General features: G+C 71.4%; 18 protein-coding genes and 1 tRNA gene. 12 read left to right on the forward strand and 7 right to left on the reverse strand.

The genetic code is table 11. The annotated features are described in order from the left end of the window. Together HC362_RS16285 and HC362_RS16290 are read left to right on the forward strand one after the other, a co-directional pair. Positions 1–942: a hypothetical protein gene (locus tag HC362_RS16285; protein WP_243084686.1), complete on the forward strand. Its 942-nt coding sequence runs from the start codon at positions 1–3 to the stop codon at positions 940–942. A gap of 51 nt (positions 943–993) precedes the next feature. Beyond that, positions 994–1,560: a proteasome activator gene (locus HC362_RS16290; protein WP_243084687.1), complete on the forward strand. Its 567-nt coding sequence runs from the start codon at positions 994–996 to the stop codon at positions 1,558–1,560. Between the two features lie 33 nt (positions 1,561–1,593). On the opposite strand, the gene HC362_RS16295 is transcribed toward HC362_RS16290, so the two are convergent. The 3 genes from HC362_RS16295 to HC362_RS16305 are packed head-to-tail and all read right to left on the reverse strand — an operon-like array spanning position 1,594 to position 4,370. Next, complete coding sequence (locus HC362_RS16295; protein ID WP_243084688.1) at positions 1,594–2,337, reverse strand: TrmH family RNA methyltransferase; 744 nt, start codon at positions 2,335–2,337, stop codon at positions 1,594–1,596. Between the two features lie 9 nt (positions 2,338–2,346). Further along, entirely contained in the window at positions 2,347–3,675 is a 1,329-nt protein-coding gene (locus HC362_RS16300; RefSeq protein WP_243088632.1) for an HTTM domain-containing protein, read from the reverse strand. Between the two features lie 17 nt (positions 3,676–3,692). Next, a complete protein-coding gene (locus HC362_RS16305) occupies positions 3,693–4,370 on the reverse strand; it encodes a DUF5819 family protein (protein WP_209266009.1) in 678 nt (225 codons plus the stop codon). Between the two features lie 196 nt (positions 4,371–4,566). Between HC362_RS16305 and paaA the strand changes: the two genes are divergently transcribed. From paaA to HC362_RS16335, 6 genes are all read left to right on the forward strand, one after another. Next, positions 4,567–5,589, forward strand: a complete 1,023-nt coding sequence (gene paaA, locus HC362_RS16310) for a 1,2-phenylacetyl-CoA epoxidase subunit PaaA (protein WP_243084689.1) — start codon at positions 4,567–4,569, stop codon at positions 5,587–5,589. After that, positions 5,586–5,870 carry a 1,2-phenylacetyl-CoA epoxidase subunit PaaB gene (gene paaB, locus HC362_RS16315; RefSeq protein ID WP_209209372.1) on the forward strand — a complete coding sequence of 95 codons (285 nt, stop codon included), beginning with the start codon at positions 5,586–5,588 and terminating at the stop codon, positions 5,868–5,870. Before paaA ends, paaB begins: the two co-directional genes overlap by 4 nt. Then, positions 5,867–6,589 (forward strand): 1,2-phenylacetyl-CoA epoxidase subunit PaaC, encoded by a 723-nt coding sequence (gene paaC, locus HC362_RS16320; RefSeq protein ID WP_243084690.1) that lies wholly within the window; start codon positions 5,867–5,869, stop codon positions 6,587–6,589. The genes paaB and paaC overlap by 4 nt, the downstream gene beginning before the upstream one ends. Then, positions 6,583–7,149, forward strand: a complete 567-nt coding sequence (gene paaD / locus HC362_RS16325) for a 1,2-phenylacetyl-CoA epoxidase subunit PaaD (protein ID WP_243084691.1) — start codon at positions 6,583–6,585, stop codon at positions 7,147–7,149. Before paaC ends, paaD begins: the two co-directional genes overlap by 7 nt. Before the next feature lie 2 nt (positions 7,150–7,151). Next, on the forward strand, positions 7,152–8,228 hold the full coding sequence (locus tag HC362_RS16330) for a 2Fe-2S iron-sulfur cluster-binding protein (protein WP_243084692.1): 1,077 nt from the start codon (positions 7,152–7,154) through the stop codon (positions 8,226–8,228). 99 nt (positions 8,229–8,327) lie between these two features. Further along, positions 8,328–9,431 (forward strand): acyl-CoA dehydrogenase family protein, encoded by a 1,104-nt coding sequence (locus HC362_RS16335; RefSeq protein ID WP_243084693.1) that lies wholly within the window; start codon positions 8,328–8,330, stop codon positions 9,429–9,431. A 36-nt stretch (positions 9,432–9,467) separates the two neighbouring features. Here the strand turns inward: HC362_RS16335 and HC362_RS16340 are convergent, their stop codons facing one another. The 3 genes from HC362_RS16340 to HC362_RS16350 are packed head-to-tail and all read right to left on the reverse strand — an operon-like array spanning position 9,468 to position 11,099. Then, a complete protein-coding gene (locus HC362_RS16340) occupies positions 9,468–9,815 on the reverse strand; it encodes a rhodanese-like domain-containing protein (protein WP_243084694.1) in 348 nt (115 codons plus the stop codon). After that, the gene (locus tag HC362_RS16345) at positions 9,812–10,633 is read right to left on the reverse strand and encodes a J domain-containing protein (protein WP_243084695.1); all 822 of its coding nucleotides are present in this window, start codon (positions 10,631–10,633) and stop codon (positions 9,812–9,814) included. The genes HC362_RS16340 and HC362_RS16345 overlap by 4 nt, the downstream gene beginning before the upstream one ends. A gap of 52 nt (positions 10,634–10,685) precedes the next feature. Then, positions 10,686–11,099 carry a helix-turn-helix domain-containing protein gene (locus HC362_RS16350; RefSeq protein WP_243084696.1) on the reverse strand — a complete coding sequence of 138 codons (414 nt, stop codon included), beginning with the start codon at positions 11,097–11,099 and terminating at the stop codon, positions 10,686–10,688. 108 nt (positions 11,100–11,207) lie between these two features. On the opposite strand from HC362_RS16350, the gene HC362_RS16355 reads away from it, so the two are divergent. Next, positions 11,208–11,864 carry an NAD(P)H-dependent oxidoreductase gene (locus HC362_RS16355; RefSeq protein WP_243084697.1) on the forward strand — a complete coding sequence of 219 codons (657 nt, stop codon included), beginning with the start codon at positions 11,208–11,210 and terminating at the stop codon, positions 11,862–11,864. Between the two features lie 145 nt (positions 11,865–12,009). Here HC362_RS16355 and HC362_RS16360 read toward each other — a convergent pair. Further along, a tRNA-Leu gene (locus tag HC362_RS16360) sits at positions 12,010–12,093 on the reverse strand. A 414-nt stretch (positions 12,094–12,507) separates the two neighbouring features. Between HC362_RS16360 and HC362_RS16365 the strand changes: the two genes are divergently transcribed. From HC362_RS16365 to HC362_RS16375, 3 genes are read left to right on the forward strand one after another with little or no spacing between them, the layout of a single operon-like run. Further along, positions 12,508–13,332 (forward strand): DUF3662 and FHA domain-containing protein, encoded by an 825-nt coding sequence (locus tag HC362_RS16365; RefSeq protein WP_243084698.1) that lies wholly within the window; start codon positions 12,508–12,510, stop codon positions 13,330–13,332. Positions 13,333–13,342: 10 nt separating this feature from the next. Continuing rightward, the gene (locus tag HC362_RS16370; RefSeq protein ID WP_209209364.1) at positions 13,343–13,849 is read left to right on the forward strand and encodes an FHA domain-containing protein; all 507 of its coding nucleotides are present in this window, start codon (positions 13,343–13,345) and stop codon (positions 13,847–13,849) included. 21 nt (positions 13,850–13,870) lie between these two features. Beyond that, a complete protein-coding gene (locus tag HC362_RS16375; RefSeq protein ID WP_243084699.1) occupies positions 13,871–15,574 on the forward strand; it encodes a Stp1/IreP family PP2C-type Ser/Thr phosphatase in 1,704 nt (567 codons plus the stop codon). Position 15,575 lies beyond the last annotated feature (1 nt).

A 15,575-nucleotide genomic window follows, 5' to 3' on the forward strand; every position in this document is an offset into this window, starting at 1 on the left:
GTGGCATCCGAGTCGGTCGGCGCGACCGACTCGGCCGGCGCCTCGGAGGCGCCCGAGGAGCCGGAAGAGCAGGACTCACCCCTGCTGCGGGCACCCCTGCTGGGGTCGGCCCTGCCGACCCCGTCATCGCTGTTGCCGGAAGCGCCTCACCTGCCCGAGCCACCCCGGCCGCCACAGACCCCCCGGCTTCCGGAAGCCCCCCGGCTGCCCGAACTGCCGCAGCTTCCCTCGTTCCCGCAGCCGGGCGCCCGGTCACCGCTGTCCGGCGCCCCGGAGCCGGGTCCGCGCCTCTCCGAGGGCCTTGGCCGCCCGCCCGGCGCCCCGGTCGTCCAGGCGCTCCTGGAGCGGGACGGCAGGGAGGAGAGAAACGAGGAGGGAAACCGGGAAGAGCGAGCGGCACAGCGGGAACAGCGCCGCGCGGAGCAACAGCGCGAGGCGCAACAGCGCGAGGCGCAGCAGCGACGGGGAGAGCGCGACAGGCAGGAACGGGAGGAGAAGCGCGAAAAGCGCGAGGAGAGCGAAGAGCGCAGGGAACGGAAGGAGCGTGCCGAGGAGCAGGAGCGGCGCGAGCGGCAGAAGGAGCGGCACCGGCGCGCGGAGCGCCAGTTGCGCGAGCGGCAGGAGCGCGCACGTCGTAAAGCGGAGCAGCGGCAGCGCGAGAAGGAGCGCCGGGAACATGTACGTCACCCGAACGAGCAGTCCGGCCTGCGTCCCCCTTCCTCGTTCGGGAACCCCACCGCACCGCGCCCGCCCGGCCAGTCGATCGGCAAGTACGACCTGTACGCGCCCGACGGCCCGGATGGCGACGGCGCGGACGGACAGGGCGACCGTGTCGCAGCGCAGCCGTCCGGGCAGGTGCTGCCCGTACTGCCGCTCGGCACGGGGCTGACGCTGATGGGGCTGGGGCTCGCCTTCCTGGCGCTGCGGCTGCGCCGACGCTGAGGTTCGGCCCTCGCTCGGCGTCGCCCGCCCGACGGATGCAGAATGGGGGGCATGACACAGCCGAGCAACGAGAAGTCGCAGGAGAGCCCGCAGGTCCTCGTCGTGGGCCCGGACGGGATGGCTCTCGGGGGCACCGCCGCCAAGGGCAACGGCGACGGCGAGGGCGATGAGCAGGCTGAGGTCCCTGTTACGGAGATGGTGGAGCAGCCCGCGAAGGTCATGCGGATCGGCAGCATGATCAAGCAGCTTCTCGAGGAAGTGAAGGCGGCACCGCTGGACGAGGCCAGCAGGGCGCGGCTGAAGGAGATCCACACCAGCTCGATCAAGGAGCTGGAGGACGGGCTCGCTCCTGAGCTGATCGAGGAGCTGGAGCGGCTGTCCCTGCCCTTCACCGAGGAGTCGACGCCCACGGACGCCGAGCTGCGCATCGCACAGGCCCAGTTGGTCGGCTGGCTGGAGGGGCTCTTCCACGGCATCCAGACCGCGCTGTTCGCCCAGCAGATGGCGGCCCGCGCCCAGTTGGAGCAGATGCGCAGGGCGCTGCCGCCCGGCGTCATGCCGGACGAGGGCGGCCAGCCGAACGAGGCACACCGCCGCACGGGCGGCCCCTACCTGTAGCCGCCTGCACGGCCCTGCCCGCAAAGGCGTACGTCAGCTCGGCCTGGCCAGCCAGTGGTACAGCGCCATCGCGACGCTGGTGGCCAGGTTGTAGCTGGAGACCTGGGGGCGCATCGGAAGAGCCACCAGGCTGTCGGCGCGGGCGCGCATCTGCGGTGAGAGGCCGTGCCGCTCCGAACCGAAGGCCAGCAGCGCTCCGGCGGGCACGTCGACGGAGCGCAGGTCCGCGCCCTCCGGGTCGAAGGCCAGCACGGGGCCGTCCGGCAGCCCGGCCACCTGGCGCCGCTGCACCGGAGTGGCGAAGTGCAGCCCGGCACCGGCGCGTACCGCGACGGGGTGCCAGGGGTCGAGGTCACCGGTGGTGAGCACCCCGGCGGCACCGGCGCCGGCCGCCAGCCGTACGACGGCGCCCACGTTGCCCAGATTGCGCGGGTTGTCGAGGACGACGAGCGGGGCTTCCCGCTCCGGTGCGGCCGGGAGCGCGGTGGTCTGAGGGAGCGCGAGCGCCGCCACACCTGTGGGGTGCGGTCGGGGCACGAGGGCGCCCAGCGTCGAACCCGACACCTCGCGCAGCAGCCCGTCGAGTGTTCCGGTCAGGTCGGGCGCGAGCTCGGCGGCGAGCGCCAGCGCCGCACGGCGGTCGGTGGCGAGCGCGACCGGGACCCGGGCGCCGAACCGCAGCGCGTGCTTCAGCGCGTGGAAACCGTCCAGCAGCACGCCCTGCTCGGCGTACCGCGCCCACCGGCTCTCGGCCGTCTCGGCTGTCTCACCCGTCACCCGGCCACCCTACGGCTGCCCGCCCGGCCCGTACGCCGACACCTGAGGGACCTCGGCGACCGGCTCGGGCACCGGCTGGGGCGCCCTGGGGCCGCCGCCCGGCAGGAGACCCCGCACCCGGCCGCCCAGCGCTCCGGTGTGGCGGCCGAGCCACACCAGGAAGACGGTGGGGAGGAAGACCGCGTCGGCCGCGATCATCGCCAGCGAGAAGAACGGCAGCCCGAGCAGTACGGCGATGCTGAGGTGCTCCATGATCATGAAGGTCAGCAGCACGTTCTTCGCCCGCCTGTTGAGCAGGGTGAAGGGGAAGGCGACCTGGGTGGCGACGGTGCCGTAGGTGACCAGGAAGATCATGACGCCGTTGCCGGCGAGCAGGTGGCTCAGCTCGGGCCAGGGCGTGAAGTAGTCCAGGTTCATCGGGTAGTAGACGGCCGTGCCGTCCTGCCAGCGGCTGCCCTGGATCTTGTACCAGCCGGCCGTCGAGTAGACCAGACAGACCTCGATCATGACGACGAGCAGCACGCCGTTGTGGACGAGGTTGGCGAGGATGTCGCACACGTCGCGTATCTCGCGCACCGCCGCGCCGCCTCGTACGGCGGCCCGGTTGACGGCCCACCACAGGCCGTGCGCGGCCCACAGCGCCCAGAAGAAGAGCGCCCAGCCGATGCTGAGCCCACCCGCGACGGTGCTGCCCAGCAGTACGGCACCGAACGCGCTCCACAGCACCACACCCCCGACGCCTGCCGTCGTCTCCGCGGGCCCGGCGGCCTGCGGGAGTTCGCCAGGGGCCGACGGCTCACCATGAGCCCACTGTCCGTCGGGGGACGCCGCGTGGCGCTCCCGGGCACGCCTGGCCCGCCGGGCGTCCAGGGACCACACCTGGGCGCAGCGGGTGAAGACGAGGTAGATCGCCATCAGGTGGATGATGTTGTCCCCGCCGTCGCCCATGAAGACGCTGCGGTTCTGCAGCGAGAGCACCCCGACCATGAACAGCACGGTGGCCGCCCGGGTGTGCCAGCCCAGCAGCACTGCCGCGGCGGCGGCCATGGCCACGAGGTAGACGAGCTGGAACCAGCTGTCGCTGCTGGACCACATCAGCACCGTGAAGGCGTCGTTGGTCTCGATCAGCTGCCGGGCCAGTCCCCAGGCCCACGGGCTGTCCGGTCCGTACAGCTCCTGCCGGTGCGGCCACTCGCGCAGCAGGAAGAAGAACCACGCCGCGCCGAACCCGATCCGCACGATCGCCGTCTGGTAGGGGCCGAGTGCCTGCGCGGTGATCCGGGTCAGGCCGCGCGAGACCCACCGTTCGAGCCGGGTACGCGGCCCCTCGGTTCCCATGTACCGTCCCTCGTCCGTCACTTGCCGCCTCCCGGAAGGTCGGCGCTGGTGACCTGCCACCAGGGCTGGGTGCTGTACGTGGTCTTCACCTGGGCCCTCTCCTCGCTCCACTCGGGCGGGGCGACCGGGGTGACGGCGGAGCGCACCTGGATGCGCTCGACGCTGCCACCGTTGAGCTCGGGCCCGAAGCGCCGCATCACGATGCGCTTGATGTACTGCTCGGAGAGCCGGCCGCGCAGCCCGATGGGCTTGCCCTTCTCGTCGTGGTTGTCGGCGTAGAACTCCCAGGCGCGGCGCAGTTCGTTCTGCTGGGTGTGGCTGGGGGCCGGATTGCCGTGGATGGCCTCGCCGTCCATGGCGCTGAGGTTGACCCAACCGGTGTTCTCGGTGCTGCCGTCGCGCTTGGTCACGGTCGCGCGGGCGTGCACGGCGACGTTCTGCTGGAGGGGATTGGGGGCGAACAGCTTCCAGTTGCGCTCGAACTCCGGGTAGACGTACGAGTCGACGAGTTCCCCGTGCCGTTTGCTGATGGTGTTGTCCGGCGCCGTCTGCAGAAAGACCATCGCCACGTGGAACGCGATTCCGACCGTGACGACGGCCACGGCTATCGCCACGAAGATCCGCGCGGGCAGCGAGAGCGCGGCGATCCCGCGCGTGCCTTCCCCCCCGGGCGCCTGGTGCGCCGCTGGCTCCATGCCCTACCCCTGCTCCCCATGTTCTCCATGCCCATGACCGGGCCGGTCCGCCTCAGAGACTCTCAGAGGGTACTGGGGCCCGGACGCCTGCCCCCGCCGGTCGGTGGCATTCGCCCTTGACAGCCTCGGAACCCGCGCCCATCCTTGAACCGAACGATCGGTCGGTCGGCTGGACACCGAGGGATCAGGGGGCTGTATGGCATCGGTGACATCACCGCCGCGCGGGGGCACGGCGGGAGCACAAGCGCACGGCGGGCCGGGCGCGGCCGAGCTCGGGCCTGAGGCCGAAGGCGCCCTGCAGGAAGCCTTCGATGCGGCCGTCGCCGCCGACGAGCGCATCGAGCCGCGGGACTGGATGCCGGACGCCTACCGCTCCACCCTCATCCGCCAGATCGCCCAGCATGCGCACTCCGAGATCATCGGCATGCAGCCGGAGGCCAACTGGATCACCCGCGCACCGTCGCTGCGCCGCAAGGCGATCCTGATGGCCAAGGTGCAGGACGAGGCAGGCCACGGCCTGTATCTCTACGGCGCGGCCGAGACGCTGGGCACGAGCCGCGAGGAGCTGCTCGACAAGCTGCACGACGGCCGCCAGAAGTATTCGTCGATCTTCAACTACCCCACGCTGACCTGGGCGGACGTCGGAGCGATCGGCTGGCTGGTGGACGGCGCCGCCATCACCAACCAGGTCCCGCTGTGCCGCTGCTCGTACGGCCCCTACGCCCGCGCCATGGTCCGGATCTGCAAGGAGGAGTCCTTCCACCAGCGCCAGGGCTACGAGCTGCTGCTCGCCCTGGCCAGGGGCACCGAGGCACAGCGTGCGATGGCACAGGACGCGGTGGACCGCTGGTGGTGGCCCTCGCTGATGATGTTCGGCCCGCCGGACGACGAGTCGGCGCACAGCGCCCAGTCCATGGCCTGGAAGATCAAGCGGCACTCCAACGACGAGCTCCGTCAGCGCTTCGTGGACATCTGCGTACCCCAGGCGGAGGCGCTGGGTCTCACCCTGCCCGATCCCGAGCTGCGCTGGAACGAGGAGCGGGGCCACTGGGACTTCGGCGCGATCGACTGGGAGGAGTTCCGCCAGGTGCTCAAGGGCAACGGGCCCTGCAACGAGCAGCGGCTGCGCCGGCGCCGTACGGCACACGAGAACGGCGCCTGGGTCCGCGAGGCAGCCGCGGCCCACGCCGCCAAACACGCGGTGAGGAGTGCGTCATGAGCACCGACTGGCCCCTGTGGGAGGTCTTCGTACGCAGCAGGCGCGGCCTCTCGCACACCCACGCGGGAAGCCTGCACGCCCCGGACGCGCAGATGGCGCTCCGCAACGCCCGGGATCTGTTCACCCGCCGCAGCGAGGGCGTCTCCCTGTGGGTGGTCCCCTCCAGCGAGATCACCGCTTCCTCACCGGACGAGAAGGACCCCTTCTTCGAGCCCGCCGCCGACAAGGCGTACCGCCACCCGACGTTCTACGAGGTCCCGGAGGGGGTGCGAAACCTGTGACAGCCACAGCACCGCAGGCCCTGGCCACCCTCCCCCTCGGCGACGACGCTCTGATCCTCTCCCAGCGCCTGGGCGAATGGGCGGGACACGCCCCCGTCCTGGAGGAGGAGGTGGCGCTGGCCAATATCGCCCTGGATCTGCTGGGCCAGGCCCGCGCGCTCTACGCCGGGCTCGCCGATGTGCTGGGCAGCGAGGACGAGATCGCCTATCTGCGGGAGGAACGCGCCTTCCGCAACTGCCAGTTGGTCGAGCAGCCCAATGGCGACTTCGCGCACACCATCGTGCGGCAGCTGTTCTTCTCCGCCTATCAACAGCCGCTCTACGCCCGGCTGTCCCCGGTGCTCCCGCTGGCGGCCAAGGCGGTCCGCGAGACGGCCTACCACCGCGACCACGCCGAGCAGTGGACGGTGCGGCTGGGCGACGGCACCGAGGAGAGCCACGCCCGCACCCAGCGCGCCGCCGACGCGCTCTGGCGGTACACAGGCGAGCTGTTCGAGCCGATCGAGGGGCTGGAGGTGGAGTGGCAGGAGCTGGCCGAGGAGTGGAGAGCGGACATCCGTGAGGTGTTCGACCGCGCGGGCCTCACCGTCCCCCAGGGACCCGGCAAGGACGCCTGGGCCGCCGGTGCCGGCCGCCAGGGGCTGCACACCGAGCCGTTCGGACGGCTGCTCGCCGAGATGCAGCATCTGCACCGCAGCCACCCGGGGGCCACATGGTGACCGCCTCAGCCGCTGCCGCTGCCGGGGAGAGCTCCCGGCCGAGGGTCCTCGCCGAGCTGGCCGGGGCGGTGCCCGATCCGGAGCTCCCGGTGATCACCCTGGCGGAGCTGGGCGTACTGCGCCGGGTCACCGAGCCCGAGCCCGGCCACGTCCTGGTCGAGCTGACCCCCACCTACACCGGCTGCCCGGCGGTCGAGGCGATGGCGGCCGACATCGAACGGGTGCTGCGCACCGAGGCCGGCGCCGAGCAGGTCGAGGTCCGCACGGTGCTCTCGCCGCCCTGGTCGAGCGACGACATCAGCGAGGAGGGCCGCCGCAAGCTCGCCGAGTACGGCATCGCGCCCCCGCGCGCCGGCGCCCGCGCGTCCGGCCCCGTCCTGGTCGGTCTCTCCCCCACCAGGCACGCGCCGGACCCCGCGCGCGAGGCCGAGCCGGTCCGCTGCCCGCACTGCGGTGCGGCGGAGACGGAGTTGCTCAGCCGGTTCTCCTCCACCGCCTGCAAGGCGCTGCGCCGCTGCACGGCCTGCCGGGAGCCGTTCGACCACTTCAAGGAGGTCTGAGGGTGCCTGTCTTCCACCCGCTGCGCGTCCGGTCCCTCGACCGGCTGACCGACGACTCGGCAGCACTCACCCTCGACGTCCCGCCCGAGCTGCGCGAGACCTTCGGCTACGTCCCCGGACAGCACCTCACCCTGCGGCGGATGAGCGAACGAGGCGAGGAGATCCGCCGCACCTACTCGCTGTGCGACCCGGCAAGCCCTCGCCCCGCGACGCTGCGGGTGGGTATCAGGCTGGTGGAGGGCGGCGAGTTCTCCACCTACGCGCTCAAGGAGCTGACCGAGGGCTGCACGGTCGACGTGCTGCCGCCGATGGGCCGCTTCGTGCTGGAGACCCGGCCGGGCCGGTATGCCGCCGTGGTGGGCGGCAGCGGCATCACGCCCGTGCTGTCCATGGCCGGAACGCTGCTGGCCGACGAGCCCGAGGCCCGCTTCTGTCTGATACGCAGCGACCGCACCGCCGCCTCGACGATGTTCCTGGAAGAGGTCGCGGACCTGAAGGACCGCTGGCCCGACCGCTTCCACCTGGTGACGGCCCTCTCCCGGGAGGAACAGCACAGCGGCCTGCCCTCCGGCCGGCTGGACGAGGAACGGCTGACGGCGCTGCTGCCCGCGCTGCTGACCGCCTCCGGCATACGGGAGATGGACGGCTGGTATCTGTGCGGCCCGCTCGGGCTGGTGGAGGGTGCGAGCAGAGCCCTGCGGACGCTGGGCGTGCCACGGGACCGCGTCCATCAGGAGATCTTCCACGCGGATGCGGGCGCTGGGACAGCGCCCCAGCCACCGCCCGCCCGAGGGCTGACCGGCTCCGCGACGGTGAGCGCCACCCTGGCAGGACGCGGCGGCAGTTGGCCCGCGCAGGAGGGGGAGACGCTGCTGGAGACGGTACTGCGGAACAGGACCGACGCCCCCTATGCCTGCAAGGGAGGGGTCTGCGGCACCTGCCGGGCCCGGCTGCTCGGCGGGGAGGTCCATATGGACCGCAACTTCGCCTTGGAGCCCGAAGAGGTGGAGGCGGGTTATGTGCTGGCGTGCCAGTCGCATCCGCTGACCGAGAAGGTGGAGGTGGACTTCGACGCCTGAGTCCGCCCTTGCCCTCTGGTGAAGTCCGCCCGCTCACCCTAATCTGACGGTGCGTCAGTTCCGTTCGAAGAATTCAGCGGAAACCCCGGGGAGAGCGCCATGGATTTCAGCTTCAGCGAAGAGCAGCAGGCAGCCCAGGAAGCCGCCAAGGCCGTCTTCTCACAGGTGACACCGGACGCCGTGGAAAGTCCGGCGGTGACCCAGGGGACCGTCGCCGACGACTTCGACCGCGCGCTGTGGCAGCAACTGGCGCGCTCCGACCTGCTCGGGCTGGCCGTGCCCGCGCACCACGGTGGCCTGGGGCTCGACCCGGTGGCGCTGTGTCTGGTGCTGCGCGAGGCGGGCCGCGCACTGGCGCGCGTGCCGCTGCTGGAGACCAGCGCTGCGGCGTTCACCCTCGCCGCCCACGGCACCGAGGAGCTGTGTGCCGAGCTGCTGCCACGGGTGGCGGCGGGCGAGCTGGTGCTCACCGTCGCCGGGCAGGGCCGCACCGGTCACGAGCCTGCCGAGCGTGCCGTCACGGCGCGCCCGGCGCCCGAGGAGGGCGGCTGGCTGCTGGACGGCGTACAGACGGCCGTTCCCTGGGCTGCGACGGCCGACCTCGTCGTCGTACCGGCGCACACGGCCGACGGCCGGCCGCTGCTGGCGTTGGTGGCACCCGGCGCCGAGGGCGTCTCGGCGGCCGAGCAGGCGTCCACCAACGGTGAGCGCTATGCGGAGGTGGAACTGGCGGGGGTGCGCGTACGGTCGCGTGACGTCGTCGACCACCCCGAGGCGCCGGGCAGACTGCACCGGCTGCTGGCGACCGGCACCTGTGCGCTGGCGCTCGGCCTGGGCAGCCGGGTGCTGGAGATGACCAGCGAATACGTCAGCCGCCGGGAACAGTTCGGGTTCCCCCTCGCCACGTTCCAGGCGGTGGCCGTCCAGGCCGCTGATCGCTATATCGATCTGCGCGCGATGGAGGCCACCCTCTGGCAGGCGGCCTGGCGGCTGGAGCCGGCCGATGTGGCGGTCGCCAAGATGTGGGCGGCCGACGGGGTGCGCCGGGTGGTGCAGACAGCGCAGCATCTGCACGGCGGGATGGGCGCCGACACCGACTATCCGCTGCACCGGTTCCACGCCTGGGCCAAGCAGTGGGAGCTCTCCTATGGATCGGCCGCCGCCCATGAGGAAGCCCTCGCGGACCTCCTCGCCACCCACTGACCTGAGAGGTGCGCCCCCTCACCGGAGCAAGAACTCCTACCGCACGAAAGCCGGCCCCGCGTCCCCCTCCAGGGGACGCCCCGCGGCGTGCCAGGCCAGCATTCCGCCGTCGACGTTGACCGCGTCCACGCCCTGCTGGGCGAGGTAGGCGGCGACCTGTGCCGAGCGGCCGCCGACGCGGCAGACGACGTAGACCCGCTCGCCCTCGCCCAGCCGTTCGGTCAGCTCGCCCTGGCGCGCGACGAAGTCGCTCATCGGAATGTGCAGCGCGCCGGGGGCGCGCCCGGCTGCCCATTCGTCGTCCTCGCGGACGTCCAGCAGCAGCGCGTCGGCCGGTACGGAAGCGGCGTCGGTCTGCGGCACCTGCCCGGGAAGGGCGTTCATTCCTGCTCTCCCTCTCTCAGCCGGGCGAGCTCGCGCTCGCGCTCGGCCACCTGCCCGAGCAGTTGCTCGGCGATCTCTTCCAGCAGTGCGTCGGGGTCGTCGGGCGCCAGCTTCAGCATGGCCCCGATCGCGCTCTCCTCCAGCTCCGCGGCCATCTCGGCGAGCATCTCCTTGCGCTGCGCCAGCCATTCCAGCCGCGCGTACAGCTCCTCGCTGCGCAGCAGTTCGGCCACGGGTTCGGGCAGCGGGCCCGCTTCCCACTCCTCGGCGAGCGCGGCGAGCGCGGGCGCGTCACCGTCCGCGTACGCCTTGTTCACCCGCACGAGGAACTCCTCGCGGCGCTCCCGCTCCGCGTCGTCCTGGGCGAGGTCGGGGTGGGCCTTGCGGACCAGGTCCCGGTAGGCCTTGCGGGCCTCCTCGCCGGGCCGTACCCGGCTCGGCGGGCTGACGGACTGCTCGTTGAGCATGGCCTGGGCCTCGGGGAGCATGCCGTCCGAGTCGATCCAGCCGAAGAAGAGCTCGTCGACCTTCGGCATCGGCAGCACGGCACCGCGCGCCGCGTCGGCCTTGCGGATGTCCTCGGGGTCGCCGGTGCGGGCCGCGATCGCCTCGGCGATCTGTGCGTCCAGCTCGTCCAGCCGGGCGTAGACAGGGCCGAGCCGCTGGTGGTGCAGCCGGGAGAAGTTCTCCACCTCGACCCGGAAGGTCTCGACCGCGATCTCGTACTCGATCAGCGCGGCCTCGGCGGCCCGCACCGCCTTCTCCAAGCGCTCGGTACCGGGTTCTTCGCTCGCCTTGGCTGAGGAGTTGGCGTTCATCGCCACCACCCTACGACTGCCGCGCCCGGGCTCGGCCCCAGATCGCCGCCGATCACTCCCGGAACGCCTCCGGGCACTGGGCGCCGGACTCCGGCAGGTGACCGTCCGCCCAGCGGGTGAGCTCGATCATGGCGGGCCTCAGGGCGTGTCCCGCGTCGGTGAGGCGGTAGCTGACCCGCAGGGGCGGGCCCTCCTCGACGGACCGGGAGACCAGGCCCATCGCGGCCAGCTCGGTCAGCCGGTCGGAGAGCATCCGCTCGCTGATGCCCGGAACGGCACGGCGCAGCTCGGCGAAGTGACCCGGCCCACTCATCAGAGCGGCCAGGATCAGCCCCGTCCAGCGCTTGCCGAGCAGGTGGAAGACGCGCGTGATGCCGCTCTCCGGCTCGGTGCAGGCCGAAACGGCGGGAACGGCCCCGGGGGCGCCCTCCGGCGGTGGGTCGCGCCTCTCTCCAAGCTCTGACATGGCTCCAGGATACTGCCATCGGGCAAGTAGGTGCAGAAAAGTAAGTAGCTGTGGTACAACTAGTTCCGTCGGAAAGTTCGACAGCTTACGAATCATTAGGAGCCCCCCATGGCCACCCTTCTCCATATCGACACCTCCGTCCACCCCGACGGCGCCTCGGTCTCCCGCTCCGTCACCGCCTCCTTCCGTGCGGCCTGGGAGGCCCAGCACCCGGACGGAAAGGTCATCTACCGCGACCTGAACGCCGACCCGATTCCGCATCTGGAGAGCGTGGGAGCGGTGGCCGGCTTCATACCGCCGCAGAACCACACGCCTGAGCAGGCCGCCGCCTTCGCGCTGCGCGACCAGTTGGCCACCGAACTGGAGCAGGCGGACGCCGTGCTGATCGGCGCCCCGATGTACAACTACACAATTCCCTCGACCCTCAAGGCGTGGCTCGACCACGTGATCATCATGGGTCGCACCACCGGTACGGAGAGCCCGTCGGCGGCCGGAAAGCCGGCCACGGTGGTCGCCAGCCGCGGCGGTGGCTACGGCCCGGGCACGCCGCGCGAGAGCTTCGAGTTCGTCCTGCCCTACCTGGAGAAGGTGCTGGGCGAGGGCGGCTTCGGGCTGGACCTCGATTTCATCGTGCCGGAGCTCACGCTGGCCGAGTCGACGCCCGGCATGGAACACCTGATCGAGGCGGCCAAGGACTCCCGCGCCAAGGCCCACGAGGCGGCCGAGTCCCGCGGCAAGGCGCTGGCGGCCCGGCTCGCCGCCTGAGCCGCCACCCCCCGGAACGAAACCCCGAAGCGGCCCGGGAACGGCCCGGAAGCGGCCCGGGAACGGCCCGGAAGCGGCCCGGAAGCGGCCCGGGAACGGAAACGAAGAAGGCCCCCACCGGACTCCGGTGAGGGCCTTCTCTCTGTGCGCGAGGGGGGAGTTGAACCCCCACGTCCTTTCGGACACTGGAACCTGAATCCAGCGCGTCTGCCTATTCCGCCACCCGCGCATTGGGTGTTGTCGCCTCGCCCGGTGCGGGCGCCTGCCGACATCCAGAAGATTAGCACGCTGCCGGGGGTGGACTCACATCCGTATTCCGGCCCTCCCCGTGACCGGCTCCGAAGGACACTCGGTGCGGGACCCAGCGCGCGCGCTCTACTATCCATGCGAGGGTGTAGAGCGGTACGAGCGACTGTGGGCGGGGGCACGCGCGGACCACTGTGAGGGGCAACACTTGAGCACCGGGCCCCGGTGGGGAACCAGTCGATTTCCCCGCGCGTGGATACGATCAGTAAGCAGTACCGCGGAAGCGTCGTGCCCGGATCCCGAGGACACTGGGAAGCAGGTACGAGGCGGATACGCAGCAAGGCGCCAGGCACGAAGCAGGCACTAGGCCGGAGAACATCTGGGAAGGAGGTGCGTCGTGGGAGTACTGAAGCGGTTCGAGCAGCGACTCGAGGGACTCGTGAACGGCACCTTCGCGAAGGTGTTCAAGTCCGAGGTGCAACCCGTGGAGATCGCGGGCGCCCTCCAGCGGGAGTGCGACAACAACGCGACGATCTGGAACCGCGAGCGGACGGTCGTCCCCAACGACTTCGTCGTCGAACTCAGCCCGCCGGACTACGAGCGGCTCAGCCCCTACTCGGGACAGCTCGGCGATGAACTCGCCAGCATGGTGCGGGACTACGCCAAGCAGCAGCGCTACACGTTCATGGGCCCGATCAAGGTCCATCTGGAGAAGGCCGACGACCTCGACACCGGCCTCTACCGGGTACGCAGCCGCACCCTGGCCTCCAGCACCTCCCAGCAGCAGCCCCCGCAGCGCGGCGGCGGCGCGGCCCAGGCCGGCGCCGGGTACGGCGGCGCCGGATACCCTCCGCGCCCCGCCACCGCACCGCCCGCCCCCACGGCCCCGCCGTCCTACGCGCCGGGTCCCGCGGGCTCGGCGGGCCCGCTGCCGGGCACCGAGACCCGGCGCTGGGTCGAGATCAACGGCAACCGCCACCAGATCTCGGGCCCGACCCTGGTGCTCGGCCGCAGCACGGAGGCCGATGTGCGGATCGACGACCCCGGGGTCTCGCGCCGTCACTGCGAGATCCGCGCGGGAAACCCCTCCTCGATCCAGGATCTGGGCTCCACAAACGGGATCGTGGTAGACGGACAGCACACCACGCGCGCTACGCTCCGCGACGGCTCACGCATTGTCGTGGGCAGTACCACGATCATTTACCGGCAAGCCGAAGGGTGAAGCGGGGGCAATGTCAGAGCTGACCCTCACGGTCATGCGGTTGGGGTTTCTGGCCGTACTGTGGCTGTTCGTCATCGTGTCCATCCAGGTCATCAGGAGTGACCTGTTCGGCACCAGGGTGACGCAGCGCACCGCCCGGCGCGCCGAGGCGCAGCGCCCCCCGCAGCGGCCCCAGCCCCAGCAGCCCCCGCAGGGCGGCGGCAGGCGCGGACGCGGACGGAACGCCCCCACCAAACTGGTCGTCACCGAGGGGTCGCTCACCGGCACCACCGTGGCCCTCCAGGGCCAGACCATCACCCTGGGCCGCGCGCACGACTCCACGATCGTGCTGGACGACGACTACGCGTCCAGCAGGCATGCCAGGATCTACCCGGACCGTGACGGAAAGTGGATCGTCGAGGATCTCGGGTCGACCAACGGCACCTATCTCGATCGGACCCGGCTCACCACACCGACGCCGATCCCGCTCGAAGCGCCGATCCGTATCGGCAAGACGGTCATCGAGCTGCGGAAGTAGTACCGACATGACGACCGGAGGGTGGGCACCGTGCGGATGTACCCGGAGCCGACGGGCGAGGTGCGCATGAGCCTGTCACTGCGCTTTGCCGCCGGATCACACGACGGCATGATCCGCGAGCACAACGAGGACTCCGGTTACGCCGGTCCACGGCTGCTCGCGGTCGCCGACGGCATGGGCGGCCAGGCCGCCGGGGAGGTCGCCTCCTCCGAGGTGATCTCCGCCATGGTCCAGCTCGACGAGGACATCCCCGGCTCGGACATCCTCACCTCGCTCGGTACGACGGTGCAGCGCGCCAACGACCAGCTGCGCGTCATGGTCGAGGAGGACCCGCAGCTGGAAGGCATGGGCACCACCCTGACCGCGCTGCTGTGGACGGGTCAGCGGCTCGGTCTCGTCCACGTCGGCGACTCGCGCGCCTACCTGCTGCGGGACGGCCAGCTCACGCAGATCACCCAGGACCACACCTGGGTGCAGCGGCTGGTGGACGAGGGCCGGATCACCGAGGAAGAGGCCACCACACACCCGCAGCGCTCGCTGCTGATGCGGGCGCTGGGCAGCGGCGACCATGTGGAGCCGGACCTGTCGATCCGCGAGGTGCGCGCGGGCGACCGCTATCTGCTGTGCTCGGACGGGCTCTCGGCGGTCGTCTCGCACCAGACGATCGAGGAGACGCTGGCCAGTTACCACGGCCCGCAGGACACCGTGCAGGAGCTGATCCAGCTCGCGCTGCGCGGCGGCGGCCCGGACAACATCACCTGCATCGTCGCCGATGTGCTGGACGTGGACTCCCTCGGGCCCGAGGACACCCTGCACGGCCAGCTCAACGACACCCCCGTCATCGTCGGCGCGGTCGCCGAGAGCCAGCAGCCGCTGGGCGGCGACGGCGCGGCCCGCAGCACCCCGGCGGCCCGCGCCGCCGAACTGGGGCGCGGCGGCGGAGTCCCGCAGCAGGGGCAGGCAGGAGCGCCCGAGGGGTTCGGCCCGCCGACCGCCGACCCGTCGGCCCCGCCCCCGGGGGCGTTCGGCCCCTACGCCGAAACGGACTTCAGCAAGCCCCGCAAGGGCAAGGGCAGGTGGCTCAAGCGCTCGCTGTGGATCGCGCTGGCGCTGGCCGTGGTCGGCGGCGGCCTGTACGGCGGCTACCGGTGGACGCAGACGCAGTTCTACGTCGGCGCCAACGAGGACCACGTCGCCCTCTACCGCGGCATCAACCAGGAGCTGGCGGGCGTCAAGCTGCACAAGGTCGAGCAGGACCACCCCGAGATCGAACTCAAGTACCTCGCCGGCTGGCAGCGCAAGGAGCTGCGCGACACGATCGCGATGGGCAGCCGGAGCGAGGCCCGCGCCAAGCTGGACGAGCTGAGCGACCAGGCAGAGGTCTGCAAGATCGTCGCCGAGGAGAAGAAGAAGCCCAAGGACTCCGGCAAGGGCGACAAGGGCTCCGGGGGCGGGGACAAGGACTCCGAGAAGCAGCGCAAGGACGAGCAGAACACGCCAGGCGACACGGCCACCAACGGCGGCACCGGCACCGGGACCGCCGGTACGGGCACGGGTACCGCCGGCGTCGGTGAGGCCAACGCCGGTGTGGGCACGGTGACCCACACCGCCTTCACCTCCGGCTCCACCAACGACACCACTGACGCCGCCTCCAGCTCTCCCTCACCGAGCCCCGAGCTCACGGAGAAGCAGCAGGAGCTGGCCAAGCAGTGCACCGGGCCGTAGG

It is taken from the genome of Streptomyces sp. 891-h (assembly GCF_022760275.1).
Classification (GTDB): Bacteria; Actinomycetota; Actinomycetes; order Streptomycetales; family Streptomycetaceae; genus Streptomyces; species Streptomyces spirodelae.